Below are 24,773 nucleotides of genomic sequence, written 5' to 3' on the forward strand. Positions count from 1 at the left end.
ATCCTACTGCTCGGCGGGCGGCTCGGTTCCGCCGGACAGCGCCTTCGCGCGCGCTTCGGCCAGCGCCTTCTGCTCCCGTGCGCGAGTCACGAGGAGGAACACGACGGCGCCCATCGCGCCGACGACCACCAGCCCGCCGATGACCCACGGCCACGCGCTAGAGAAGGTCGAGTCCTCGGGCTCGGGCGCCGCGGTCGGCGTGGGGGTCGTGGTCTCGACCGGAGCGATCGCCGTCTCGGTCGGAGAAGGCGTGGGTGTGGGCGAAGCGGTCGGGGCGCCCGCCACCGTGAAGTCGAACTCGCCCGAGATCGGGTGGCCGTCGCTCGAGACCACCTTCCAGAGCACCGTGACGGCTCCCGACGCGGTTCCGTCGAGCACGACGATCAGCACGTTGTCGGTGGTGACGAGATCGCTGACGGGGATCGCGCCGCTCGCGTCGCTGACCTCGACGACCGACGCGCCTTCCGCGTCGGAGATGTTCCCGCTGAACGTCAGCGTCAGCTGCGCGGGCGATGCAGGCATCTCCTGACCCGGCATCGGGTCCGAGCCGATGAGTTCGTCGTGCGCGCTCGCCGGCGAGGCGATGAGCAACCCCCCGAACGTGAGGACCGCTGCGGCGAGAGCGGCCGAGGCCAAGCGGGCGAAGGATCTGGGGGAGCGGCTGTGTCGAGGCATCCCCACCAGGCTATCGCCGCAGGAGAGACCGCGCGGCTGCGGCATCCCTCTGCGCGATCAGCGCGGCGTATGACGTGCGTGTGAATTGCTCGTGAGGGTACGCCTCACGGGGTGACGCGCGCCGACGTGCGGAGTAACGTGCCGATCACCGGGCATCCGGCTCGGCGGAAGTGGAGGGCGAAATGGACTCGATGATGATGGGCGCGATGTCGAAGGCGTCGATGCCGGGCATGGAGAAGATGGACATGGCCGTCATGCAGGCGTGTATCGACGCCTGCTCGGCCTGCGAGCAGGCGTGCACGATCTGCTCGACGCAGGGCATGGACTGCGCTCCGGCCTGCATGAACTGCGCCGACATGTGCAACACGATGATGCGCTCGATGCTGCGCATGGAGGGCATGACCCCCGCGACGATGATGGCGATGCTCGACGCGTGCATCGCGATGTGCCAGATGTGCATGGACGAGTGCATGGAGCACGCGGACATGAGCGACGTCTGCCGCATGTGCGCTCAGTCGTGCAAGGCCTGCATGGACGCCTGCATGTCTATGAAGGACGCCATGATGCCGATGATGGCCTGAGCTACACCCGAGCGGTGTTGAAGCGCTCGCGACCGATCGCGAGCACGTCGTAGCGCGCGTGGAGCGCGACGGGGGTGCCTACGACGGCGTGGGATGCTGCGCCCCCAGCGTTCCAGAGCACCACGGCCGGGCTGCCGTCGAGCGGAGCCACGACGACCTCGCCCAGCTCCGCGTCGGACGATGCGACGACGGCGTCGACCCACTCCGTCGGCGTCGCCGACGCCAGGCGCGTCTGGATGAGGTGGAGCGCGTGACCCGGAGCGAACGAGGAGCAGGCGTTGCCCGTCACGCACATGCACGCCGCACGCTCACGCACCTGGCGGGGCGGAAGATGAAGGCGCGGGGTCGACACGGGAGTCTCCTGTCAGTAGGTTCGATCTCTGATCAGGCTAGGTCGAGCGCCGGCGCGGAGCATCCGGAGCGACACAGTGCGAAACATGACGGATGAACGCTCTGGGGGCAGAATCCGCACCTCGTCGCCGACCCCTGATCGGTTAGGCTTGCAAGCCAGAGGAGGATCATCGTGAGCGACAACCGCCGACCCGAACCGGATGAGATCCGACGGGTTCCCGGCGTCGAAGGTGACGGGGGATCTTCCGAGCGAGGGACCGATACCACTCAGACGTTCGGTCATGACTCCGACCTCTCGTTCGTGCCGTTCGGCAGCGAGCTCTCCGAGGCCGAGCTCGAAGCGATCGGAGCACTCCCCACGGGGGCTGCGCTGCTGATCGTCCGTTCCGGTCCGACGGCCGGAGCCCGCTACCTGCTCGACACCGACGTGACGACCGTGGGGCGGCATCCCGAGGCCGACATCTTCTTCGACGACGTGACCGTCTCGCGTCGCCACGCCGAGATCACCCGTGACGGCGTCACGTTCGAACTCGTCGATCAGCGATCGCTCAACGGGACCTACGTCAACGGCGAACGCGCCGACCGGTCGACGCTGCGCAACGGCGCCGAAGTGCGGGTCGGCAAGTTCCGCCTCAACTTCTTCGTCTCGCCCGCCGATCTCGCGCAGGCTGCGGACGACTGATGCCGGCGGTTTCACCCGGCGAACGGTCTTCGTCCGCCGGTCTCTTGAGCATCGGTCAGGTCCTCGCGCGGCTCTCGCCGGACTTTCCGGGGCTGTCGGCGAGCAAGCTGCGCTTCCTCGAGGTGCAGGGCATCATCAGCCCGACCCGGACCGAGTCGGGCTACCGCAAGTTCTCGCCCGCCGACCTCGACCGTCTGCGCCTCGCGCTCACCCTGCAGCGCGACCACTTCATGCCGCACAGCGTCATCCGCGACTACCTCGCCGACCTCGACGCGGGCCGCGATCCCGTGCAGCCCTCGGCCGTGCCCTCCATCGTCCCCGCGCCGCGTCGCTATCGCCGCGAAGAGCTCCTCGCCGCGGCAGGCGCCGCGCCTCAGCTGCTCAACGACGCGATCAGCACGGGCGTCATGGTGGGCACCGACGCCTACACCGACGAGTCCGTCGCGCTCCTGCGCGCCCTCGTCGCGCTCGATCGGCACGGCATCGAGCCGCGCCACGTGCGGGCGCTGCGCCAGAGCGCGGAACGCGACGTCGCCCTCGTCGAGTCGGCGCTCTCGCCCCTGCTGCGGCGGACGGATGCATCGTCTCGCGGCCGGGCGGCCGAACTCGCTCCCGAGCTCGCGAAGCGGCTCGAAGACGTGCGAGGGATCTTCGCCCGCGCGGCGATCGAGAAGCTGCTCGGCTGAACAACTCGGCGCGACACGCCCGAAGCGGATGTCGTTGCCGCGAGGTCGGTGCTGATCTAGCGTTGAGGTGTCCGATGTCGGAAGGGGGATGAGCATGAATGCTCGTGAAGTGACAGGCGAGGCATCCTTCGCCGACGACCTCCTGTTCACCGACGGTATGCCGCAGATGGATGACGAGGTCGGCTACCGCGGCGCGGTAGCCGCGCGCGCCGCCGGGATCACCTACCGTCAGCTCGACTACTGGGCACGCACCGAGCTCGTGGTGCCGACGGTGCGCGGCGCATCCGGATCCGGCTCGCAGCGCCTGTACGGCTTCCGCGACATCCTTGTCCTCAAGCTGGTCAAGCGACTCCTCGACACCGGCATCTCGCTGCAGCAGATCCGCACGGCCGTCGAGCAGCTGCGTGCCGCCGGCATCCGTGATCTCGCCGGCACGACGCTCATGAGCGATGGGGCATCGGTCTACCTCTGCACGTCGAACGACGAGGTCATCGACCTCGTGAGCCGCGGTCAGGGCGTCTTCGGCATCGCGGTCGGCAAGGTGTTGCGCGAAGTCGAGACGACGCTGGTCGAGTTCGACCCGCAGGCGCCCGATGTGCAGGACGAGCTCTCGGCTCGCCGCGCGGCGCGCTCCGCCTGACGTTCCGACGCTCCGTCTCTTCCGCTCTTCCGCGTGGGCGGAATGCGTTTCGGTCGGAGAATCGCTCTTCGGTCGGAGCATCCCGTCGACGATCTTCCGACACCGGTGACATTCTCCGACCGAAGATGTCAGGGCGCGGGGTCGGGACGACGGGTGAGCGTGGGGCGCAGCGGGTCAGGCGCCGGGCGTGGGGATGCGGCCGGTGCGCATGACGCGGTCGAGCAGCGCGTCGAAGTCGGCCGCGAGCTCCTGAGCGGAGTCGCCGGGCCAGATGTGCAGGGGCTTCGCGGCGCCCTGCGCCTGCTGGAGAGAGGTGCGCTCGGGCAGCTGCGGCGAAAGCACGAGCGGGCCGAACATGTCGCGGAGCTCCTTGATGCGGAACTGGTGCTCGATGGACTGAGGCCGCACACGGTTCACGACGATGCCGAGCGGCTGCAGACGCGGGGAGAGGCCACGACGGATCTCTTCGATCGCGCGCAGCGCGCGGTCGGCGGCGGCGACGGAGAAGAGCCCGGGCTCGGTGACGACGATCACGCGGTCGCTGGCCGCCCACGCCGTGCGGGTGAGGGCGTTGAGTGACGGAGCGCAGTCGATCAGGACGAGGTCGTAGTCGGGTTCGATCGTGGCGAGCGCCTCTTCGAGCTTCCACACGTCGCGCACGCTGGGGTGCGGACCGTCGAAGTTGATGGCCGACGGGCTGCCGATCATGACGTCGATCGTGCCCGGATGCACCTTCGCCCATCCGCTCGAGGTGATCGCCTGGCGGACGACCTTCTCTTTGGGGTTGGCGAGGACGTCGGCGACATTGAGCCGGCCGGCGACCTGGATGTCCATGCCTGTCGAGACATCCGACTGGGGGTCGAGATCCACCACGAGGGTCCGGACGCCCCGCGCAAAAGCCGCGGATGCGAGCCCCAGCGTCACGGTCGTCTTGCCGACCCCGCCTTTGAGCGAGCTGACGGAGAGTACGTGCACAAGCGACTACGTTACCGTCCAATAGGCTGTGTTCACACTCAGCCCCGCCGGTGGGCCTGTCTGCGAGGTGTCATGTTCCGCAAGATCCTGGTCGCCAATCGGGGCGAGATCGCCATCAGGGCCTTCCGCGCCGCATACGAACTCGGTGCCAAGACGGTCGCCGTCTTCCCGTTCGAGGATCGCGGTTCGCTGCACCGCCAGAAGGCCGACGAGTCCTACGCGATCGGCGAGCCGGGGCATCCCGTCCGCGCCTATCTCGACGTCGAGGAGATCATCCGCGTCGCCCTCGAGTCGGGCGCCGACGCGATCTACCCGGGTTACGGATTCCTCTCCGAGAATCCGCAGCTCGCCGCGCGAGCGGCCGAAGAGGGCATCACGTTCATCGGACCGCCGTCCCGGGCGCTCGAGATGGCGGGCAACAAGGTCACCGCGAAGGAGCACGCGATCGCGGCGGGTGTTCCCGTGCTGAAGTCGACGGATGCCTCGGACGACGTCGACACGCTCGTCGCGCAGGCGGCGGACATCGGCTTCCCGATCTTCGTGAAGGCCGTCGCCGGCGGTGGCGGTCGCGGTATGCGCCGGGTCGAGACGCCCGGCGACCTGCCGCCCGCGATCGCCGAGGCGATGCGCGAGGCGGGCGCCGCCTTCGGCGACTCCCGCGTGTTCCTCGAGCAGGCAGTGGTGCGTCCGCGGCACATCGAGGTGCAGATCCTGGCGGATGCCACGGGCCACACGGTCCACCTGTTCGAGCGCGACTGCTCCGTGCAGCGCCGCCACCAGAAGGTCATCGAGATCGCGCCCGCGCCCAACATCTCGGAAGAGCTGCGCGCCGCGCTGCATCGCGATGCCGTCGCGTTCGCCGAGTCGATCGGCTACGTCAACGCCGGCACGGTCGAGTTCCTCGTCGACACCGCGGGCGAGCGCGCCGGCGAGCACGTCTTCATCGAGATGAACCCCCGCATCCAGGTCGAGCACACGGTGACCGAGGAGGTCACCGACGTCGACCTCGTGCAGTCGCAGATGCGCATCGCGGCGGGCGAGACCCTCGACGACCTCGGTCTCGCGCAGGACCGGATCGTGCTGCGCGGCGCGGCCCTGCAGTGCCGCATCACGACCGAGGATCCGTCGCAGGGCTTCCGTCCCGACACGGGGCGCATCACGACGTACCGCTCGCCGGGTGGCGCCGGCATCCGTCTCGACGGCGGCACGACGGCCGCGGGCTCGCAGATCAGCCCCCACTTCGACTCGATGCTGGCCAAGCTCACGTGCCGCGGGCGCGACTTCCCGGCAGCCGTCGCCCGTGCCAAGCGCGCTCTCGCCGAGTTCCGCATCCGCGGCGTCGCGACGAACATCCCGTTCCTGCGTGCCGTGCTGGATGACCCCTCGTTCGTCGAGGGCGACCTCTCGACCGCGTTCATCGAGGAGCGTCCGAAGCTGCTGACGGCCAACCCTTCGCGCGACCGCGCGACGAAGCTGCTCAACTGGCTCGCCGACGTGACCGTCAACCGCCCCTACGGCGAGAAGCCGCTGTCGGTCTCGCCGGGCAGCAAGCTCCCCGAGATCGACCTCGCGGCCGCGCCGCCGGCGGGCAACGTGCAGCGGCTGCGCGAACTCGGCCCGGAGGGCTTCGCGAAGGCGCTGAGGGTGCAGACCGCTCTCGCCGTGACCGAGACGACCTTCCGCGATGCGCACCAGTCGCTGCTCGCCACCCGAGTGCGCACTCGTGACCTCGTGCGGGTCGGCCCGCACGTCGCCCGCATGACGCCCGAGCTCCTCTCGGTCGAGGCCTGGGGTGGTGCGACCTACGACGTCGCGCTCCGCTTCCTCGCGGAGGACCCGTGGGAGCGCCTGGCCGCCGTCCGCGAGGCGATCCCCAACATCCCGATCCAGATGCTGCTGCGCGGCCGCAACACCGTCGGCTACACGCCGCGACCCGTCGAGGTCACCGACGCGTTCGTGCGGGAAGCGGCGGCGACCGGCGTCGACATCTTCCGCATCTTCGACGCGCTCAACGACGTCGACCAGATGCGGCCCGCGATCGCATCGGTGCTCGAGACCGGAACGGCCGTGGCCGAGGTCGCGCTCTGCTACACGTCCGACCTCCTCGACCCGAACGAGAAGCTCTACACGCTCGACTACTACCTGCGCCTCGCCGACGACATCGTCTCGTCGGGTGCGCACATCCTCGCGATCAAGGACATGGCGGGCCTGCTGCGTCCCGCAGCCGCCGCGAAGCTCGTGACGGCGCTGCGCGAGCGGTTCGATGTGCCGGTGCACCTGCACACCCACGACACCGCGGGCGGGCAGCTCGCGACGCTGCTCGCCGCGAGCGCGGCGGGAGTGGATGCGGTGGATGCCGCGGCCGCGCCGCTGTCGGGCACGACCAGCCAGCCCTCGCTCTCGGCACTCGTCGCAGCCCTCGCGCACACCGACCGCGACACGGGAATCGACCTGCAGGCGGTGAGCGACCTCGAGCCCTACTGGGAGGCCGTGCGCCACCTCTACCGGCCGTTCGAGTCCGGTCTCCCGGGCCCCACGGGCCGCGTCTACCACCACGAGATCCCGGGCGGGCAGCTGTCGAACCTGCGCCAGCAGGCGATCGCGCTGGGCATGGCCGACGACTTCGAGCGCATCGAGGACATGTACGCCGCAGCCGACCGCATCCTGGGTCGCATCCCCAAGGTCACGCCGTCGTCGAAGGTCGTCGGCGACCTCGCTCTCGCGCTGGTCGCAGCGAAGGCCGACCCGGCGGACTTCGCCGAGAACCCGCAGAACTACGACATCCCGGACTCTGTCGTCGGCTTCATGGCGGGCGAGCTGGGCGATCTGCCCGGGGGGTGGCCCGAGCCGTTCCGCACGAAGGTGCTCGCGGGCAAGCAGATCTCCATCGAGATCCCTCCGCTCACCGCTGAGGAGGCCGAGGGCATCGCGGGCGATGCCGCGACCCGTCGCCGGACGCTCAACCGGCTGCTCTTCCCCGGACCGGCGAAGGAGTTCGAGAAGAACCGGGAGACGTACGGCGACCTCTCGGCGCTCGGCACGCCGGACTACCTGTACGGCCTGAAGCCGGGGGAGGAGCACGTCGCCGAGATCGACCCGGGCGTGCAGCTCTACGTGGGCCTCGAGGCGATCGGCGAGGCCGATGCGAAGGGCATCCGCACGGTCATGGCGATCCTCAACGGACAGCTTCGGCCGGTGTACGTGCGCGACCGGAGCATCAAGGTCGAGTCGAAGCAGGTCGAGAAGGCGGACACCTCGAAGCCCGGTCAGGTCGCAGCCCCGTTCTCGGGCGTCGTGACCGTCAAGACCGCGGTCGGCGACACCGTCACGGCCGGGCAGCCCGTCGCATCCATCGAAGCCATGAAGATGGAGGCGGCCATCACCGCCCCCGTCGACGGGGTCGTCGAACGGCTGGCGATCGGCGCGACCCAGCAGGTGGATGCGGGCGATCTTTTGGTCGTCATCCGCCCTGCCCATTAGCCTGGGGGCGGCCCACTGCGCGCCGCGAACGAGTTCGCGGGCGACGTGAGCCGCCCTCGAACCGCTTGGAGTACCCCGCAGTGACGCCCGATCGCCCCGAAAAGCCGCTCGACGACGACGCCGAGAACGGCGTGCTCGCCGACACCGGAAGCCTCGACACGACGGGGCTCGGGATCATCGGCAACGCGACCGCGCAGGTGAGCGTCTCCCTCCCCGAGGAGTCGGAGGACGACTTCTCGGACGACGACGTCGTCGACGACGAGGTGCCCTACTCCGATGTCGCCGCCAGCCAGCCGTTCGTCGTGACGATCGACACGGCCGAGGCCGAGGTCGTAGAACCGGTCGACGACGTCTCCGTGAGCGTGGATGACGATGTCGTGACGGTCGAGCCGATCACCGAGCCCGCTCCGGCGCCGGCACCCGCGTTTCGTCGCGAACCGGCCCCGCGGCCCGAGCCCGTCACGCGACCCGCCGCCGTCGAGCGCTCCGCGTATCCCGTGGCGGAGGTTGCGCTCACGTCGAAGCGCATCGGCGAGTTCGAGCCCGACCGCGAGACGGCGGACCTCCTGACGGCGGACCGTCTGCTCGACCCGCACCAGGTCGTCAAGCCCGAGCCCGAGGGTGCGTGGCAGCACTTCGTCTACTCGATCAGCGGACGCCGCATCAACCTCGGCGACGGGAAGCGCGCCAAGGCGCGCAAGGAGCTCGATCGCCGCATCGCCGCCCCGCTCGCGGGCGGTGCCCGATTCGTGCCGGTGCTCTCGCGCAAGGGCGGCGTCGGCAAGACGACGATCACGACCCTGCTCGGCATGGCCCTCGCCGACGCGCGTGACGACCGTGTGATCGCCGTCGACGCGAACCCCGACCGCGGGACGCTCGCCGAGCGCGTCGCGCGCCCGAGCGGCAAGACCGTCCGCGATCTGGTCCGCATCCACGGCGATGTCGTGGGGTTCAACGACCTGTCGGCCATCGTCGCGCGGGACGAGACCCGTCTCGATGTCGTCGCATCGGACTCCGATCCCCGGGTGTCCGAGGCGTTCAGCGACCAGGACTACGAGGACGTGGCATCCATCGCCGCGCACTACTACTCGATCGTGCTCACCGACACCGGCACGGGCATCGTGCACTCCGTCATGGGCGCGACGCTCGCGCGTGCGAACGAGCTCGTCATCGTGTCGGGTCTCAGCGTCGACGAGGCGCGTCTCGCGTCCGAGACGCTCACCTGGCTCGAGACGAACGGATACGCGGATGCCGTGCGCGGCGCTGTCGTCGTGCTCAACAATGCGCGCCCCGGTGTGCCGCTCGTGAAGCCCGAAGAGCTCGACGCGCACTTCCGCACGCGCGTACGCTCGGTCGTGCGGATGCCCTACGACCCGCACATCGCGGCCGGCAGCGCGATCACGTTCCGTGACCTCCAGCCCGAGACGCGGCAGGCCGCTCGCGAACTCGCGGCGGCGGTCGTGGAAGGGCTGCGCGCCCTCGCGCCGGCGGCCTGACGTGGCTGTCAGGCCCATCCGGGTCTTCGGCGACCCGGTCCTGCGCTCGGCGTGCGCGCACGTCGGGACGATCGACGAGGGGACCCGCGCACTCGTGCAGGACCTCATCGACACCGTCGAGCTGCCCGGCCGCGCCGGCGTCGCAGCGAATCAGATCGGTGTGGGCGTCCGCGTCTTCAGCTACAACATCGACGGCGACATCGGGTACCTCATCAACCCCGAGCTCGTCGAGGTCTCGGGCGAGCCCGAAGCCATCGGCGAGGGATGCCTGTCGGTTCCGGGTCTGTGGCACGACACCGTGCGCTACCCCCGTGCGACGGCGCGCGGCATCGATCTCGACGGCAACGAGGTCGTGCTCGAGGGCGAGGGGCTGCTCGCCCAGGCGCTGCAGCACGAGATCGACCACCTCGACGGCAAGCTCTACATCGACCGCCTCACCCCCGAGACGCGCCGGATCGCGATGCGCGAGATCCGCGAGTCCAGCTGGTTCTGACGGCAGGGTCGAGGGCTTCGCTCGAGCCGTCGCGATGGGTCGGATGGATGCCGTTCGGGTGGCCGTTCGCGACGGTTCGCTGCGACGGTGCCCGTCGTGGGGTGCTCGAGCCGTCGCGATGGGTCGGATGGATGCCGTGCGGGTGGCCGTTCGCGACGGTTCGCTGTGACGGTGCCCGTCGTGGGGTGCTCGAGCCGTCGCGATGGGTCGGATGGATGCCGTGCGGGTGGCCGTTCGCGACGGTTCGCGGCCAGCGCGTGGATGACGGAACGACGAAGCCCGGACCTCCGTAGAGGCCCGGGCTTCCGGCATCCGTCCGCTCTTACGAAAGCGAGACGTTCGTCGTATTGACGGGCACCGCGTAGATCTCCTCCACGTCGCCGGCGAAGTCGTCCATGATGACGTTGCGCTTGATGCTCATCTTGGGCGTCAGGTGGCCGCTCGCCTCGGTCCACTCCGTCGGGAGGATCGTGAACTTGCGGATCGACTCGGCGCGCGAGACGTTCTTGTTGGCGATGTCGATCGCGCGCTGGACTTCGGCGCGCACGGCGGGGTTCTTGGCGGCATCCGCGAGTGACATGTCGCCGGGCAGCTCATTGTTCGCGAGCCACGTCGGGAGCATCTCGGAGTCGAGAGTGACGAGTGCCGCGATGAACGGCTTCTGGTCACCGACGACGACGACCTGGCCGACGATCGGGTTCGCGCGGATCGGGTCTTCGAGCGCGGCGGGGGCGACGTTCTTGCCGCCGGCCGTGACGATGATCTCCTTCTTGCGGCCCGTGATCTTGAGGAAGCCCTCATCGTCGAACGTGCCGATGTCGCCCGTCTTGAACCAGTCACCGTCGAACGCCGCGGCCGTGGCCTCGGGGTTGCGCCAGTACTCCTTGAAGACGTTGATGCCGCGGACCTCGACCTCGCCGTCGTCCCCCAGACGGACGCCCACACCGGGGAGCGCGGGGCCGACGGTGCCGATCTTCGACTTCTTGGCGAGGTTGACCGTCGCGGGAGCGGTCGTCTCGGTGAGGCCGTAGCCCTCGAGGATCACGACGCCGAGGCTGTGGAAGAAGTGGCCGAGGCGCGGCCCCAGCGGCGCCGAGCCCGAGATCGCGTAGACGACACGGCCGCCCATGGCCTCGCGCAGCTTGCTGTAGACGAGCTTGTCGAACAGCGCGAACTTGATCTTCGTGCCGAACGGGACCTTCTTGCCCTCTTCGAGGAGCTTCGAGTGCTCGATGGCGGTCGCGGCGGCGGCGCGGAAGATCTTGCCCTTGCCGCCGGCTTCGGCCTTCTGCTCCGCCGAGTTGTAGACCTTCTCGAACACGCGCGGGACCGCGAGGAGGAAGGTCGGCTTGAACGAGCCGAGAGCGGGGAGCAGCTGCTTCGTGTCGGGCTGGTGGCCCGTCTTGACGCCGGCGTGGATGTCGAGGATCGAGATGAAGCGCGCGAAGATGTGCGCCGTCGTGATGAACAGCAGCGTCGACGCATCGGGGACCGTGAGGACCTCTTCGAGCGACTTGGACGAGTTGCGCACGAGCTCGACGAAGTTGCTGTGCGTCAGCACGCAGCCCTTGGGTCGACCTGTCGAACCGGAGGTGTAGATGAGGGTCGCGATGTCGGCGCCGTTCGCGATGCTGCGTCGGCGCTCGATCTCTTCGTCGGTGACGTCCTTGCCCTGCGCGACGAGCTTCTCGAGGTCGCCGGTGTGCATCGCCCACACGGAGCGGATGAGGGGGACCTCGTCGCGGATCTCGTCCAGTCGGGCGGAGTGGTCGGCGGATTCGACGATGCAGGCGACGGCGCCCGAGTCGGTGAGGTTCCAGGCGATCTGGGCGGGGGAGCTGGTCTCGTAGATCGGGACCATCACGGCGCCGGCGAAGAAGAGCGCCATGTCGACGAGCGTCCACTCGTACGTCGTGCGCGCGATGAAGCCGACCTTGTCGCCGGGTTCGATGCCGCCTGCCGTGAAGCCCTTCGCGAGGGCGATGACCTGCTTGTGGAACTCGGCGGCGGTGATGTCGCGCCAGCCTGCGCCGTCCGGCACGGCGAAGAGGGCCAGGTTCGGCGTCTTCTTCACGCGCTCCACGAGCAAGTCGGTCACGTTCGCCTGCGGGTCGGCAGGCACGATGGCGGGGACTTCGAACTGAACCACGGCAGCTCCTTCGGTGTCGGGTAACGATCCTTTTCGAGTCTAACCCGGCACGGTCTTCGTCGACGGGCCGATCTGCTGAGACTCGATCCCAGTGTACGTGACCCTCCGTGCCACTCCGCGCGGAGCTTCGGCGCCGGGGACTGCGCGCGGATAGACTGCAAGGCGCCGTCGCGCGCATGTCGACCGGCCCCGGCGCCGGAGTCGTGCGCCTACGAGAGGACACCAGGCAGTGCTCAAGGTCGGCATCGACATCGGCGGAACCAAGATCGCCGGAGGCGTCGTCGACGCCGACGGCCGCATCGTCGAGAAGCTCCGCGTCGATACCCCCACTGACACCGGCGAACTCGCGCGGGCCGTCATCGACATGGCGAAGCACTTCATCGCCGAGCACGACGTCAGCGCCGTGGGCGTCGCGGCGGCCGGCTTCGTCGACGCCGACCGCGCGACCATCATCCACGCGCCGAACATCGCGTGGCGCAACGAACCGCTCAAGGCCGTGCTCGAGGCCGGCATCGGCATCCCCGTCACGATCGAGAACGACGCCAACGCGGCAGGCTGGGCCGAGTTCCGCTTCGGCGCCGGCCGCGATGCCGAGCACATGATCATGCTCACGATGGGTACGGGAGTCGGCGGCGCCGTCGTGCTCAGCGGTGAGCTCTACCGGGGCGGGCACGGCATCGCGGCCGAGCTCGGCCACACTCGTTTCACCCGCGACGGACTGCCCTGCGGCTGCGGGCAGAACGGATGCATCGAGCAGTACGCCTCGGGTCGTGCCCTGCAACGCGAGGCGAACGCGATCGCCGACGGCGGGGGCATCGGTGAAGGCCTCGCTGCTCTGCGGGCGGAGAAGGGCACGATCAAGGGCCCTGCGATCTCGCGGCTCGTCCTCGCGGGTGATCCGGGAGCCGTCGAGGCGCTGCGTCGGGTGGCGACGGCCCTCGGCGAGGCGTGCGGCGGGTTCCAGGCGATCCTCGATCCCGAGCTCTTCGTCATCGGCGGGGGCGTGGCGCAGCTCGGCGAAGAGCTGCTCGCGCCGGTTCGCATCGCCTACGAGACCTCGCTGCCCGGCTACGGCGATCGGCCGACGGCATCCTTCGCCATCGCGGAGCTCGGCAACGACGCGGGACTCATCGGGGTCGCCGACCTCGCGGTGCCGTCCGGAGAGGTGGCGTAGCCGATGTTCTACTGGCTCATGAAGTACGTCGTGATCGGGCCGATCGTCAAGGCGATCTGGCGCCCGTGGATCATCGGGCGTCGCAACGTCCCCGCCGAGGGCGCGGCGATCCTCGCGAGCAATCACCTGTCCGTCATGGACTCGGTCTTCCTCCCGCTCATGATCGATCGCCGCATGTCGTTCCTCGCCAAGAGCGACTACTTCACGGGCAGGGGCATCAAAGGCTGGTCGACCCGCATGTTCATGAAGGCGACGGGGCAGATCCCCATCGACCGGTCGGGCGGCAAGGCATCCGAAGCATCGCTCAACACGGGGCTCCAGGTGCTCGGCCGCGGCGACCTGCTCGGCATCTATCCCGAGGGCACGCGGAGTCCGGACGGACGGCTGTATCGCGGACGCACGGGACTTGCGCGGATGGCGCTCGAAGCGCGTGTGCCCGTCGTGCCGGTCGTCATGGTCGACACCGAGACGATGCTTCCCATCGGGCACACGATCCCGCGCGTCGTGCGCATCGGTGTCGTGATCGGCGAGCCCCTCGACTTCTCGCGCTTCGCCGGCATGGAGGGCGATCGCTACATCCTTCGCTCGGTGACCGACGAGATCATGGTCGCGCTCCAGCGACTCGGCGAGCAGCAGTACGACGACGTGTACGCGTCGACCGTGAAGGACCGGCTTCCCGCGAAGGCGTGACGGCCGCAACACGGCCAGCGAGGCATCCTGACGCCGATAGACTTGGCGGATGCTTCAGCACCTCGACGCGCTCGACCACTGGCGGACTCTGCCGATCAAGCAGCAGCCCTCGTGGCCCGACGCCGATGCGGTGGCCGCCGTCTCCGACGAGATCAGCAGCCTCCCCCCGCTCGTCTTCGCGGGCGAGGTCGACAACCTGCGCGATCGGCTCGCACGCGCCGCGTCCGGCCAGGCCTTCCTGCTGCAGGGCGGCGACTGCGCCGAGACCTTCGCGGGTGCGACCGCCGAGCAGATCCGCAACCGCATCAAGACGATCCTGCAGATGGCGGTCGTCCTGACGTACGGAGCGTCGATGCCCGTCGTCAAGATGGGCCGGATGGCGGGCCAGTTCGCCAAGCCCCGGTCGAGCGACTCCGAGACGCGCGGCGACGTCACACTCCCGGCCTACCGCGGGGACATCGTCAACGGCTACGACTTCACCGAACTCTCGCGCCAGGCCGACCCGCAGCGACTGCTGAAGGGCTACCACACCGCGGCATCCACCATCAATCTCATCCGCGCGTTCACACAGGGCGGTTTCGCCGACCTGCGCGAAGTCCACTCGTGGAACAAAGGCTTCGCCCAGAACCCGGCCAACCAGCAGTACGAGCGGCTCGCGACCGAGATCGACCGCGCCATCAAGTTCATGGAGGCGGCGGGCGCCGACTTCGACGAGCTCAAGCGCGTCGAGTTCTACACGGGCCACGAGGGCCTGCTGATGGACTACGAGCGTCCCATGACCCGCATCGACTCGCGCACGGCGACGCCGTACAACACGTCGGCGCACTTCCTGTGGATCGGCGAGCGCACGCGCGATCTCGACGGCGCTCACGTCGACTACTTCTCGAAGATCCGCAACCCCATCGGGGTCAAGCTCGGACCCACCACGTCGACCGACACGGCTCTCGCGCTCATCGACAAGCTCGATCCCGAGCGCGAGCCCGGCCGCCTGACGTTCATCACGCGCATGGGTGCGGGCAAGATCCGCGACGCGCTTCCGCCGCTCCTCGAGGCCGTGCGCGACTCGGGCGCGACCCCGCTGTGGGTCACCGACCCGATGCACGGCAACGGCATCACGACGCCGACGGGGTACAAGACCCGCCGCTTCGACGACGTCGTCGACGAGGTGCGCGGCTTCTTCGAGGCGCACCGGGCGGTCGGAACGTTCCCCGGCGGCATCCACGTCGAACTCACGGGCGACGACGTCACCGAGTGCCTCGGCGGCTCGGAGGAGATCGACGAGGCCGCACTGGCGACGCGCTACGAGTCGCTGTGCGACCCGCGCCTGAACCACATGCAGAGCCTCGAGCTCGCGTTCCTCGTGGCCGAGGAGCTCGAGAAGCTCTGACGCGTCGAGCGCCCACGCGATCGCGTCAGGTCAGTTCGACTCGATCGCGAGGGAGACGACCGTGCCTTTGACGCGCATCGCATTCGCTCCCGGATCCTGCGCCTCGACGCGGGTCGCGCCGTTCGGGAAGAGGTCCCACGCGGTGAAGTAGGACACCTTGAATCCGGCATCGGCCAGCTTCTGCTTCGCCTCGTCGCGCGTGAGTCCGACGACGTTCGGCACGGCGAAGAGCGGAGGGCCGGACGAGACGATGAGCGGCACGCTGTTGCCCGGGCTCCACGACGTCCCCTCGGGGGGAGCGCCGATCCCGATGACGCGCCCCTCCTCGATCGACTCGCTGGCTTCCTGGCTCGTGCCCGATACCGTCAGCTCGACGGCGGCGAGAGCCGCGGTCGCGTCTTCGACGCTGGCGCCCGCGACATCCGGCAGCTGCCCCGCCGAGACCGTCAGTGTCGCCGTGTCGCCCTGGTGGACCGTGCACGCGACCGTGCAGTCGATCGGGTCGCCGCCGGCTGCGGGGACGATGGATGCCGTGAGCACGACATCCACCGCGACGTCGGCCGAGAAGACGCGGGACGCGTCATCCTCCACCGAGACGCTGTTCTCCTGCAGATACGTGCGCGCCTGATCCTCGCTCATGCCGGCGAGCGGGTTGAGGGACACCTCGGCCGGGCCGAGTGAGACGTACACCTCGACCGGTGCGTTCTTGTCGACGCGCGTGCCGGCTTCGGGCACGGTGCGGATGACAGTGCCCGCCGCGACTTCGAGGCTGTTCTCGCTCTTCTCGACGGCCACCAGCGTGTCCTGCAGCAGACGATCCGAGGCCTGCTGGAAGGTCCCGCCCGAAACGTCGGCGACCGCCACCATGGAGCCCGGCCCGGAGCCGAACCACCAGCCGGCTCCGCCGGCGGCGCCGGCGAGCAGCAGCACGAGCACCAGCATCCACCAGCCGCGCACCGACCGCTTCTTCGTCGCCCGACGCAGGCGCGTCGCGTTGTCCGCGGCATCGAGCGGAGCTGTGGCGGTCGAGCCCGTGACGGGGAGGACCTGCGTGAGCTCGCCCGACGGGATGCCCTCGTCGCGGATCGTGCCGACGGGCGGGGTGCGGGTGATCTGGGGCGAGATGCCGAGCTCGCGCTCGATCTCGCGCAGTCGGTCGAGCATCACGCGCGCATCGAGCGGGCGGTCGTCGGGGGAGCGTTCGGTCGCCCACAGGACCAGCTCGTCGAGCTGCTCGGGGACGCCGGGGTTCTTGACGCTCGGCCGCGGCACCGAGTCGGTCGCATGCTGGAAGGCGATCTGCATCGGCTGCTCGCCCTTGTAGGGCTGCTCGCCCGTGAGCATCTCGTACAGCATGATTCCGAGCGCGTAGATGTCGCTGCGGGCATCGGCCGTGCCGCGGGTGACGAGCTCCGGGGCGAGGTAGGCGATCGTGCCGAGGAGCTGGGCCCCGGTGGCGGTGTTCGCGGTCGTGGCGCGCGCGAGTCCGAAGTCGCCGATCTTGACGCGGCCGTCCTCGGCGAGCAGGACGTTCTCGGGCTTGACGTCGCGATGGACGATGCCGGCGCGGTGGGCGGCGGCAAGACCCGAGAGGATCGCGTCCATGATCGTCACGGCCTGCGGCACCGTGAGCCGCCGCTGTTCGCGCAGCAGGTCGCGCAGCGTCACGCCGGGCAGGTACTCCATGACGAGGTACGCCATCTCGCCGTCCTGGCCCTGGTCGAAGACGTTGACGACGTGCGGGTCGGCCAGTCGCGCCGCGGCACGGGCCTCCTGGATGAAGCGGCTCTGGAACACGGAGTCGTCGCTCAAGTGGCCGTGCATGACCTTGAGGGCGACGCGACGCTCGAGGCGCAGATCGGTCGCGACGTAGACGGTCGCCATCCCTCCGCGAGCGATGCGGGCGCGCACGCGGTATCGGCCGTCCACCAGACGGCCGATCAGCGGGTCTGCCTGCTGACTCGTGCTCACGACGAAAGTCTACGGAGCGGAAGGGGCGACTCCTGGCAGCGGCTCACCTGCACGGCAGGCCCGCGTGACTCAACCGAGGGCTGCGAGCCAGGCGTACGCGGGCTGCTCCCAGCGCGCATAACGATCCGGGAACGCCGAGATCTGCACGGCTTGGGCGGCCTGCGCGAACGACATGCCCTCCCAGCCGGGAATGTCGAGGAGGCCGCGCGTCCGCGAGCCGTTGGGGTCGGATGCCCCACCGAAGAACACCTTCGTCGCGCGCACGGGGTCGAGGATCTCGCCCGGCGTCCCCCAGCCGGTGCTCGGACGCTGCTGGAAGAGGCCCAGCGAGTCCCTGTCGCCCCAATCGAGGTTGCGGATCCAGGACTCCTGCATCGCTGCGCCGAGCGCGATCGCGATGCCGCGATCGGAGACGCCGAGCTCGCGTCCGACCTGGATGATGATGCGGGCGTTGGCGACCTGCTCGGCGTCGAGACCGTCGACCGAGGCGGCGGGTGCGGCAGCCGGCGCTGCCGCGAGCGCCGCGGCGCCCGGGATCGCGAGGGTCTGCCCGGGGTAGATGATCGACGACCAGCCGAGTCCGTTGGCGTCGAAGACGGCCTTCAGGGTGACGCCGTACTTCTGCGCGATGCCGCTCAGGGTGTCGCCGCCGCCGACGGTGTGGGTCGTGGATGCCGCGGGAGCCGCCGGTGCCGAAACGGGCGCGGGGGCCGGCGCAGCCGCCGGCGCGGAGCCGCCGGGGATCGCGATCGTCTGTCCGGGGTAGATGACGGAGCTGTACCCGAGCCCGTTGGCGTCGAAGAGGGCCTTGAGCGTCACGCCGTGACGCTGCGCGATGCCGATGAGCGTGTCGCCTCCGCGGACCGCATAGGTGGATGCCGCGGCCGGCGCCGGCGCGGGGGCGGCGGCACCGACGAGGGTGAGGGTCTGCCCGGGGTAGATGACCGATGACCATGACAGACGGTTGAGTGCGAGCACGTCGGCCGTCCGCAGACCGAATCGCTGCGCGATCGTGCTGATGGTGTCGCCGGCGACGACGGTATACGTCGCGGGTGCAGCGGTCGCCTTGACGGCGCCGTGGAGGACGGATGCCGGGATCGCCGCGAGCGTGAGGCCGCGCGTGCTCTCGGGCTCGGCCGGGACCGCCTGCGCGGGCGCCGCACTCATCATGAGCGCGATGGAGCCCGCGAGCGCCGCGGGCACGGTGAGCGTGCGCGCCGGCTGCGACGAGCGGAACACGGTGTCGAACGGCATAAGGTCCCCCCTTTTCCGACTCACACACCGTGTCACGGAAGTGAATAGGAGTCAACAGATGCTATGAGAAGTGACTCATGTGATCTGTGTGACGAATGTGACTCGATCGACCGTGCTGCGCGCGGCGCCGAGTGGGATAGTGGGGGAGTGACCGATGACCTCGCGCGGCAGCATCCGACCGCCTGGCTCTCCCTCCCCGAACTCGCCGATGTGCTCGACGAACCCGTAGGCCGCGTCAGGCGGCTCATCGAAGACCTCCATCTGGTCGGCTCGCGCCGCCACGGCGCGATCAGCGTGCCCGCGGTGTTCATCAAGGACGGCGAGCCACTGACGTCGCTGCGCGGGACCGTGATCGTCCTGCACGATGCGGGCTTCAGCGATGACGAGGCGATCGACTGGCTGCTCTCGCCCGACGACTCGATCGGGATGCCGCCTATCGACGCCCTGGTAGCGGGGCGCAAGGCCGAGGTCCGGCGCGTGGCGGCGACCCTCGCCTGAGAGCTCAGGTCGTGCGCACCGTCGCGGCGCGCGCGAGGTCGCGAAGTTCGCCGACGGCGGCGTTGCCGAGCCGGGCGCCCGACAGGGCGCGCTCGGCCTGTCGGGCGTAGTCGGCGATGAGCGCTTCGACGCGCTCGAGGGCTCCTGACTCGACGATCGTCCGCTGCAGCGACGCGATCTGGTCCGCGTCCAGGAGCGGATCGCCCACGAGCTCGTCGACGATCCGGCGCGCCGGCAGGGGAAGAGCCTCGCGCGTGTACGCGATGAGCACGGTGCGCTTGCCCTCGCGCAGATCGTCACCGGAGGGCTTGCCCGTCGCGCTCTCGTCGCCGAAGACGCCGAGGACGTCGTCGCGCAGCTGGAACGCCATCCCGACCGGATGACCGAATGCGCGAAGCGCGTCGACCTGCGCCGCATCCGCCCCCGCCAAGGCCGCACCGATCGCGAGCGGCTGCTCGATCGAGTAGCGCGCCGACTTGAGCGAGGCGACGCGCAGTGCGCGCTCGGCGTGACGTTCGTCGGGTTCCGTGAGGAATGCGGACTCCTCGGCGATGTCGAGGAACTGGCCGATCGTGACTTCGCGGCGCATGATCGCGTACTGCGCGCGGGCCGCGGAGGCGATGGATGCTTCGCCTCCCGACAGGGCGTCCTCGAGCAGATCGTCGCTCCAGGCGACGAGCAGATCGCCGAGCAGGATCGCGCCGGACCGCCCGAACGCCTCGGCATCGCCCGTCCAGCGCGCCGCGCGGTGTGCGGCCTCGAGGGAGCGGTGGGCGGCGGGACGACCGCGACGGGTGTCGGAGTTGTCGATGACGTCGTCGTGCACGAGCGCGGCCGCGTGGAAGACCTCGAGCGCTGCGGCTGCGCCGACGACGGAGTCGGCCAGCGGGGCGTGCGTGCCCGTGGCATCCTCCACTGCCCTCCACCCGCCGATCAGGAAGCGGCCGCGCAGTCGTTTTCCGCCCCGCAGAGCCTCGGCGGCGGCGTCGACGAAGAGCGCTGCTTCGGGGCCGAAACCCCGGGTTTCGGACTTCTGAACCGTGACGAAGTTGTCGAGTCGCTGGGAAACCGCTTCGATCGCATCCGAGGAGGGTGACACGGGCCTAGCCTAGTGATCGACGCGAGACGTAGAATCGTGCAAGACATAGCACCAGAGGGGGATGCATGCCACTCTCCGAACAGGAGCAGCGCCTGCTGGACGAGATGGAACGCCATCTCATGCGCAACGACGCGGACGTCGTGAGCGCGCCCAGGGACGGCCGCACTCTCAGCTATCGCAACATCGTGTACGGCACGGTCCTCGTGCTCCTCGGTCTCGGCGGCCTGATCGTCGGCGTCGCAGCCCCGCTCATCGTCGTCGGGGTCATCGGCTTCGTCGTGATGCTCGGCGGCGTCATCCTCGCCGTCACTCCGACGCGGGGCCTCGGCAAGATCCCGACGGCTGAGCCGGACCGACCGGCAAAGGCGAAGACCAACACCTCGTTCATGGATCGCATGAACGACCGGTGGGACAAGCGCCAGGGCGACCACTGATCTCTGCCGCTCTCCGCGGCCACCACTGAAAAGCACCGACCTCCGGGTCGGTGCTTTTTTGCGTGCCCGGGGCGCGCAGGGGAGAAGTTCGACGGCATTTCGATAGCGATGTGGAGGAAAGTGGAGTAGCGTGGAGCCATATCCCGCGGGGGCCGGACGAAGGGGGGTGGCGACCGATGCTGTTGGGCACGCACACTCCCAAGCTCGACGACAAGGGCCGCGTCATCCTTCCGTCGAAGTTCCGCGACGACCTCGGCGCCGGCGTCGTCATCACCCGCGGGCAGGACCGCTGCCTCTACGTCTTCAGCACGCAGGAGTTCGAGCGCGTGCACGAGCGCATCCGCGAGGCCCCCCTCGCGAACAAGCAGGCCCGCGACTTCCTGCGCATGTTCCTCTCGGGCGCGAGCGCCGAGAAGCCCGACAGCCAGAACCGCGTCACGATCCCGCCGCCCCTGCGCGCCTACGCGGGGCTCGAGAAGGAACTCGTCGTGACGGGCGTCGGCGCCCACGCCGAGATCTGGGACGCGGAGGCCTGGAACGCCTACGCCGCCGCCAACGAAGAGAGCTATGCCGAACTGGAGCAGGAGGTGATCCCGGGCCTGTTCTGAGGCCCTTCGGTCCTGACTCCCAGCCGCTCACCCCTGGCGCACCTTCCCCGGTGCCAGGTCGGAGCGGATGGGGATCAGGACCGAAGGACCACCGGATCCCGCAGCACCATGAGCCTCCGCGACATCCACACTCCCGTTCTGCTCGAGCGCTGCCTCGAGCTGCTGGCGCCTGCGCTCGAGCGCGACGGCGCCGTCTTCGTCGACGCGACGCTCGGCATGGGCGGCCACTCCGAGGCGTTCCTCGAGCGTTTCCCGGGTCTGCGCCTCGTCGGCCTCGACCGCGACACCGACGCTCTGCGGATCGCGGGGGAGCGTCTCGCGCGCTTCGGCGACCGCGTGACGCTCGTGCACACGGTGTACGACGGCATCGCCGAGGCGGTTGCATCGGCGGGATTCGCCGCGGCCGACGGCATCCTCTTCGATCTCGGCGTGTCGTCGCTGCAGCTCGACGAGGCGGAGCGCGGCTTCGCGTACTCGAAGGATGCGCCGCTCGACATGCGCATGGACCAGACGGCCGGCACGACGGCCGCCGACATCCTCGCGAGCTACGGCGAGGGCGACCTGCGGCGCATCTTCGAGCGGTACGGCGAAGAGAAGCTCGCAGGACGCTACGCGAGGGCCATCATCGCGGCCCGCGACGACGCCGCGATCGAACGTTCGGGACGGCTCGTCGAGATCCTGATCGCGGCGACGCCGTACGCCGCCCAGCGGTCGGGGCACCCTGCCAAGCGCGTCTTCCAGGCGCTGCGCATCGAGGTCAACCGCGAGCTGTCGGTGCTCGAGCGCGCCGTTCCGGCTGCTCTCGGCATCCTTCCCGTCGGCGGTCGCATCGTCGTGCTCGCTTATCAGTCGCTCGAGGACCGCCTCGTCAAGCGCGAGTTCGCCGACGCAGCGGCCTCCACGACGCCGCCCGGTCTGCCGGTCGAGCTCGAGGAGCACGCGCCGCGCTTCCGGCTGCTTGTCAAGGGCGCCGAGCTCGCGTCCGACGAGGAGCGCGAACGCAACCCGCGCGCGACGCCTGTGCGGCTGCGCGCCGCCGAGCGCATCAGGGAGGCGCGATGAGCGCCGTCCCCGCCGTCGCGCCGGCTCCGGCGAAGAAGAGCGCCCCGCGCCGGCGCTTCGGACTCGCACCCGTCGCGAAGAAGCGCCGTCGCCCGCGCCTGATGTACGGCATCATCGCGGTCGCGGGTGCGTTCGCGATCGGTGCGGCGCAGATGTCGCTCTCGATCCTCACGACGCAGACGTCGTACGAACTGACGAAGCTCACCAGCCAGCAGCGCGAGCTCACGTGGCAGAAGCAGATCCTGGCCGACGACGTCGCGGGTCTCGGTTCGCCGCAGTACCTCGCGGCGAACGCCGCGGCCCTGGGCATGGTCATCAACGAGTCGCCCAGCTACCTGCGGCTCAGCGACAACGCACTCCTCGGCTCGGGGCAGGCTGCGGCGTGGACGTCGTCCGTCGACGCGATCGGCCGCGGAGCGGTCGCCAACTCCCTCATCACCTCGACTCCGCTCGTCACCGTCGAGGACGCCACGATCGAGGGCGTCACGCCGCCGCCCGCGGATCTGACGACCGGAGACCCCAACACACCGCCGCCGATCACCGACGGACTGCCCACTCCGAGCACACACTGAGTACATGACGACGAGAGCAACCCGAAGCCCGCGCCGTCGGACGGTCGTGGCCCTGACCGTCGTGCTCGCCGTCCTGGCGGCGTTCTTCGTGCGACTCGTCGACATCCAGGTCGTCAACGCCGACGATCACGTCGCGGACTCGCTCGACAAGGCGCTCGCGGGCTCGCAGCCGCTATACGGCACACGCGGGTCGATCGTCGACGAATCGGGCCAGACGCTCGCCGGCAGCATCCTGCTCTACGACTGCCAGCTGAGCCCGCTGCTCATCACGCAGATCGACGCCGACATCGCGAACGGGACGTCGGAAGCCGAGCCCTGGTCGCAGGTGTCGACCGAGATCGCGTCGATCACCGGCTCGACCCCCGAAGACGTGCAGGCGATCGTGTCGACGGCTCTCGCCGAAGACGCGTCGTCGCAGTACGCGAAGCTCGGCAGCGGACTGTCGACCGAGCAGTTCCGAGCCCTCGCCGACCTCGACGCCCCGTACCTCGCGTGCTTCTCGCATCCGGCGCGGACGTATCCCGACGGCGCCGTCGCCGGCAACCTCATCGGCTTCGTCGGATCCGACGGCGAACCGCTCGAGGGCATCGAGTCCATGGAGGACTCGTGCCTCGCGGCGACCGACGGCTCGCTGTCGTACCAGAAGGGCAAGGACGGCGTCATCATCCCGGGCACCGAGCGCGAGGTGCCCGCCGTCGACGGCGGCACGCTGCAGCTCACGATCAACCGCGACCTCAACTGGTACCTGCAGCAGCTCATCGCCGAGCAGACGCAGGACATGGGCGCGCAGAGCGGGTCCATCCTCGTGGTCGAGACCAAGACGGGCAAGATCCGCGCGGCGGCCGAATACCCGACCGTCGACCCCAACAACGTCGACGGCGCCGGGCCGAACGATCGCTCGAGCCGCATCTTCCGCGCGACGTTCGAGCCCGGGTCGACCTTCAAGACGCTGACGGCGGCGACGGTGATGGATGCCGCGGGCCAGAACCCCCTGTCGACCGTCGTCGCCTCGGGGCGCGAGACGTTCGCCAACGGCGCGCGCGTCAACGACGCCTTCGGCCACCCCGCGTACACCTACACGCTCGCGGGGGTGCTGATGGACTCGTCCAACGCCGGCATCTCGAAGTTCAGCGAGCGCGCCGACGTGCCGACGCGGCAGAAGTACCTCGAGAACTTCGGCATCGGCGCGGGCACGGCCGTCGGGTTCCCCGGCGAGGCGAAGGGCGATCTGCCGCCGCTCGACCGCGACAACCAGACGATCTACAACACCGCGTACGGCCAGGGCCTCACCACGACGATGGCGGAACTCGCCGGCGCGTACGCCGCGATCGGCAACGATGGACTGCGGATGCCGCTCTCGCTCATCGAGTCGTGCACGAAGGCCGACGGCACGGTCGTCACACCCGATCTGCCCGACCCCGTACAGGTCGTGAGCGCCGACACCGCCGCCAAGACGCGGGAGATCCTCGAGAGCGTGTTCCTGCAGAGCGGCGTGTCGAAGCCGCTCCTGGACGCGGGATACCGCGTGGGCGGCAAGACGGGAACGGGTGAGAAGCCCGACCCCGCGACCGGTGGCTACAAGAACGGCGTGTATTACACGACGATGATCGGCCTCGCGCCGATCGAGGACCCGGAGTTCGTCGTCGTCGCCACCCTCGACGAGCCGCTGAAGGTAAAGTCGTCTGCGGCCAACGCGACCGCGTTCCAGAAGGCCGTCGCCCAGGTGCTCAAGACCTACCGGGTGCTGCCTTCCACGACGGCGCCGACGCTGCTCCCCAAGTTCGGCTGAGCGGCGCCCGATCCGGCCACGGAGACC

Annotated in this window: 24 protein-coding genes; 16 read left to right on the forward strand and 8 right to left on the reverse strand. The window is 69.6% G+C overall.

Features of this window, described 5'->3' with window-relative positions:
- Nucleotides 1-3: 3 nt before the first annotated feature.
- Nucleotides 4-675: a copper resistance CopC family protein gene (locus tag MA876_RS08120; protein ID WP_248147644.1), complete on the reverse strand. Its 672-nt coding sequence runs from the start codon at nt 673-675 to the stop codon at nt 4-6.
- A 145-nt stretch (nt 676-820) separates the two neighbouring features.
- Nucleotides 821-1,066, reverse strand: a complete 246-nt coding sequence (locus tag MA876_RS08125) for a hypothetical protein (RefSeq protein ID WP_248147646.1) — start codon at nt 1,064-1,066, stop codon at nt 821-823.
- Here MA876_RS08125 and MA876_RS08130 point away from each other — a divergent pair.
- Nucleotides 978-1,256, forward strand: a complete 279-nt coding sequence (locus tag MA876_RS08130; protein WP_504919234.1) for a four-helix bundle copper-binding protein — start codon at nt 978-980, stop codon at nt 1,254-1,256. The genes MA876_RS08125 and MA876_RS08130 overlap by 89 nt on opposite strands.
- A 1-nt stretch (nt 1,257) precedes the next feature.
- Here the strand turns inward: MA876_RS08130 and MA876_RS08135 are convergent, their stop codons facing one another.
- The gene (locus MA876_RS08135) at nt 1,258-1,608 is read right to left on the reverse strand and encodes a hypothetical protein (protein ID WP_248147650.1); all 351 of its coding nucleotides are present in this window, start codon (nt 1,606-1,608) and stop codon (nt 1,258-1,260) included.
- 171 nt (nt 1,609-1,779) lie between these two features.
- Here MA876_RS08135 and MA876_RS08140 point away from each other — a divergent pair, with 171 nt between their 5' ends.
- From MA876_RS08140 to MA876_RS08150, 3 genes are all read left to right on the forward strand, one after another.
- A complete protein-coding gene (locus MA876_RS08140) occupies nt 1,780-2,289 on the forward strand; it encodes an FHA domain-containing protein (protein ID WP_372491499.1) in 510 nt (169 codons plus the stop codon).
- Nucleotides 2,289-2,975 carry a transcriptional regulator FtsR gene (ftsR, locus tag MA876_RS08145; RefSeq protein WP_248147652.1) on the forward strand — a complete coding sequence of 229 codons (687 nt, stop codon included), beginning with the start codon at nt 2,289-2,291 and terminating at the stop codon, nt 2,973-2,975. The genes MA876_RS08140 and ftsR overlap by 1 nt, the downstream gene beginning before the upstream one ends.
- A gap of 94 nt (nt 2,976-3,069) precedes the next feature.
- Nucleotides 3,070-3,615 (forward strand): MerR family transcriptional regulator, encoded by a 546-nt coding sequence (locus MA876_RS08150; protein ID WP_275562319.1) that lies wholly within the window; start codon nt 3,070-3,072, stop codon nt 3,613-3,615.
- 174 nt (nt 3,616-3,789) lie between these two features.
- Here MA876_RS08150 and MA876_RS08155 read toward each other — a convergent pair whose 3' ends face one another.
- The gene (locus MA876_RS08155) at nt 3,790-4,590 is read right to left on the reverse strand and encodes a ParA family protein (RefSeq protein ID WP_248147653.1); all 801 of its coding nucleotides are present in this window, start codon (nt 4,588-4,590) and stop codon (nt 3,790-3,792) included.
- A 72-nt stretch (nt 4,591-4,662) separates the two neighbouring features.
- On the opposite strand from MA876_RS08155, the gene MA876_RS08160 reads away from it, so the two are divergent.
- The 3 genes from MA876_RS08160 to def all read left to right on the forward strand — a co-directional run bounded on the left by MA876_RS08160 (nt 4,663) and on the right by def (nt 10,059).
- A complete protein-coding gene (locus MA876_RS08160) occupies nt 4,663-8,070 on the forward strand; it encodes a pyruvate carboxylase (RefSeq protein WP_248147654.1) in 3,408 nt (1,135 codons plus the stop codon).
- An 80-nt stretch (nt 8,071-8,150) separates the two neighbouring features.
- Complete coding sequence (locus tag MA876_RS08165) at nt 8,151-9,566, forward strand: MinD/ParA family ATP-binding protein (RefSeq protein ID WP_248147655.1); 1,416 nt, start codon at nt 8,151-8,153, stop codon at nt 9,564-9,566.
- Between the two features lies 1 nt (nt 9,567).
- Entirely contained in the window at nt 9,568-10,059 is a 492-nt protein-coding gene (gene def, locus MA876_RS08170) for a peptide deformylase (protein WP_248147656.1), read from the forward strand.
- Nucleotides 10,060-10,381: 322 nt separating this feature from the next.
- On the opposite strand, the gene MA876_RS08175 is transcribed toward def, so the two are convergent.
- Entirely contained in the window at nt 10,382-12,208 is a 1,827-nt protein-coding gene (locus MA876_RS08175) for an AMP-dependent synthetase/ligase (RefSeq protein WP_248147657.1), read from the reverse strand.
- A 229-nt stretch (nt 12,209-12,437) separates the two neighbouring features.
- On the opposite strand from MA876_RS08175, the gene MA876_RS08180 reads away from it, so the two are divergent.
- Genes MA876_RS08180 through MA876_RS08190 form a run of 3 tightly spaced genes read left to right on the forward strand, consistent with a single transcriptional unit; the run spans nt 12,438 to nt 15,459 of the window.
- Nucleotides 12,438-13,382 (forward strand): ROK family glucokinase, encoded by a 945-nt coding sequence (locus MA876_RS08180; RefSeq protein WP_248147658.1) that lies wholly within the window; start codon nt 12,438-12,440, stop codon nt 13,380-13,382.
- Between the two features lie 3 nt (nt 13,383-13,385).
- Complete coding sequence (locus tag MA876_RS08185) at nt 13,386-14,072, forward strand: lysophospholipid acyltransferase family protein (protein ID WP_248147660.1); 687 nt, start codon at nt 13,386-13,388, stop codon at nt 14,070-14,072.
- Between the two features lie 49 nt (nt 14,073-14,121).
- Entirely contained in the window at nt 14,122-15,459 is a 1,338-nt protein-coding gene (locus tag MA876_RS08190; RefSeq protein ID WP_248147662.1) for a class II 3-deoxy-7-phosphoheptulonate synthase, read from the forward strand.
- A gap of 30 nt (nt 15,460-15,489) precedes the next feature.
- Here MA876_RS08190 and pknB read toward each other — a convergent pair whose 3' ends face one another.
- Nucleotides 15,490-17,430, reverse strand: a complete 1,941-nt coding sequence (gene pknB / locus MA876_RS08195; RefSeq protein WP_248147664.1) for a Stk1 family PASTA domain-containing Ser/Thr kinase — start codon at nt 17,428-17,430, stop codon at nt 15,490-15,492.
- A 69-nt stretch (nt 17,431-17,499) separates the two neighbouring features.
- Nucleotides 17,500-18,684: a lytic transglycosylase gene (locus tag MA876_RS08200; protein ID WP_248147666.1), complete on the reverse strand. Its 1,185-nt coding sequence runs from the start codon at nt 18,682-18,684 to the stop codon at nt 17,500-17,502.
- Between the two features lie 147 nt (nt 18,685-18,831).
- Here MA876_RS08200 and MA876_RS08205 point away from each other — a divergent pair, with 147 nt between their 5' ends.
- Nucleotides 18,832-19,182, forward strand: coding sequence for an Rv2175c family DNA-binding protein (locus MA876_RS08205; RefSeq protein ID WP_248147668.1), 351 nt, complete (start codon nt 18,832-18,834; stop codon nt 19,180-19,182).
- Nucleotides 19,183-19,186: 4 nt separating this feature from the next.
- Here MA876_RS08205 and MA876_RS08210 read toward each other — a convergent pair whose 3' ends face one another.
- Nucleotides 19,187-20,281 (reverse strand): polyprenyl synthetase family protein, encoded by a 1,095-nt coding sequence (locus tag MA876_RS08210; protein ID WP_248147670.1) that lies wholly within the window; start codon nt 20,279-20,281, stop codon nt 19,187-19,189.
- 65 nt (nt 20,282-20,346) lie between these two features.
- Between MA876_RS08210 and MA876_RS08215 the strand changes: the two genes are divergently transcribed.
- From MA876_RS08215 to MA876_RS08235, 5 genes are all read left to right on the forward strand, one after another.
- On the forward strand, nt 20,347-20,715 hold the full coding sequence (locus MA876_RS08215) for an SCO2097 family morphological protein (RefSeq protein ID WP_248147672.1): 369 nt from the start codon (nt 20,347-20,349) through the stop codon (nt 20,713-20,715).
- A 176-nt stretch (nt 20,716-20,891) separates the two neighbouring features.
- Nucleotides 20,892-21,323, forward strand: coding sequence for a division/cell wall cluster transcriptional repressor MraZ (mraZ, locus tag MA876_RS08220; RefSeq protein WP_248147674.1), 432 nt, complete (start codon nt 20,892-20,894; stop codon nt 21,321-21,323).
- Nucleotides 21,324-21,431: 108 nt separating this feature from the next.
- Nucleotides 21,432-22,385, forward strand: a complete 954-nt coding sequence (rsmH, locus tag MA876_RS08225) for a 16S rRNA (cytosine(1402)-N(4))-methyltransferase RsmH (RefSeq protein WP_248147675.1) — start codon at nt 21,432-21,434, stop codon at nt 22,383-22,385.
- On the forward strand, nt 22,382-22,957 hold the full coding sequence (gene ftsL / locus MA876_RS08230) for a cell division protein FtsL (RefSeq protein ID WP_248147678.1): 576 nt from the start codon (nt 22,382-22,384) through the stop codon (nt 22,955-22,957). Before rsmH ends, ftsL begins: the two co-directional genes overlap by 4 nt.
- 4 nt (nt 22,958-22,961) lie before the next feature.
- A complete protein-coding gene (locus tag MA876_RS08235) occupies nt 22,962-24,746 on the forward strand; it encodes a peptidoglycan D,D-transpeptidase FtsI family protein (protein WP_248147680.1) in 1,785 nt (594 codons plus the stop codon).
- The last annotated feature ends 27 nt before the right edge of the window (nt 24,747-24,773 follow it).

The sequence above is a fragment of the Microbacterium aoyamense genome (assembly GCF_023155855.1).
In the GTDB taxonomy this organism is placed as follows: Bacteria; Actinomycetota; Actinomycetes; order Actinomycetales; family Microbacteriaceae; genus Microbacterium; species Microbacterium aoyamense.

Coding starts and splice junctions, on each gene's coding strand:
- MA876_RS08150 (WP_275562319.1), top strand. CDS start 3,070: ATGAATGCTCGTGAAGTGACAGGCGAGGCATCCTTCGCCGACGACCTC.
- MA876_RS08190 (WP_248147662.1), top strand. CDS start 14,122: ATGCTTCAGCACCTCGACGCGCTCGACCACTGGCGGACTCTGCCGATC.
- MA876_RS08185 (WP_248147660.1), top strand. CDS start 13,386: ATGTTCTACTGGCTCATGAAGTACGTCGTGATCGGGCCGATCGTCAAG.
- MA876_RS08125 (WP_248147646.1), bottom strand. CDS start 1,066: ATGCGCAGCATCGAGCGCATCATCGTGTTGCACATGTCGGCGCAGTTC.
- MA876_RS08120 (WP_248147644.1), bottom strand. CDS start 675: ATGCCTCGACACAGCCGCTCCCCCAGATCCTTCGCCCGCTTGGCCTCG.
- MA876_RS08235 (WP_248147680.1), top strand. CDS start 22,962: ATGACGACGAGAGCAACCCGAAGCCCGCGCCGTCGGACGGTCGTGGCC.
- ftsL (WP_248147678.1), top strand. CDS start 22,382: ATGAGCGCCGTCCCCGCCGTCGCGCCGGCTCCGGCGAAGAAGAGCGCC.
- ftsR (WP_248147652.1), top strand. CDS start 2,289: ATGCCGGCGGTTTCACCCGGCGAACGGTCTTCGTCCGCCGGTCTCTTG.
- rsmH (WP_248147675.1), top strand. CDS start 21,432: ATGAGCCTCCGCGACATCCACACTCCCGTTCTGCTCGAGCGCTGCCTC.
- MA876_RS08200 (WP_248147666.1), bottom strand. CDS start 18,684: ATGCCGTTCGACACCGTGTTCCGCTCGTCGCAGCCGGCGCGCACGCTC.
- MA876_RS08160 (WP_248147654.1), top strand. CDS start 4,663: ATGTTCCGCAAGATCCTGGTCGCCAATCGGGGCGAGATCGCCATCAGG.
- mraZ (WP_248147674.1), top strand. CDS start 20,892: ATGCTGTTGGGCACGCACACTCCCAAGCTCGACGACAAGGGCCGCGTC.
- MA876_RS08215 (WP_248147672.1), top strand. CDS start 20,347: ATGCCACTCTCCGAACAGGAGCAGCGCCTGCTGGACGAGATGGAACGC.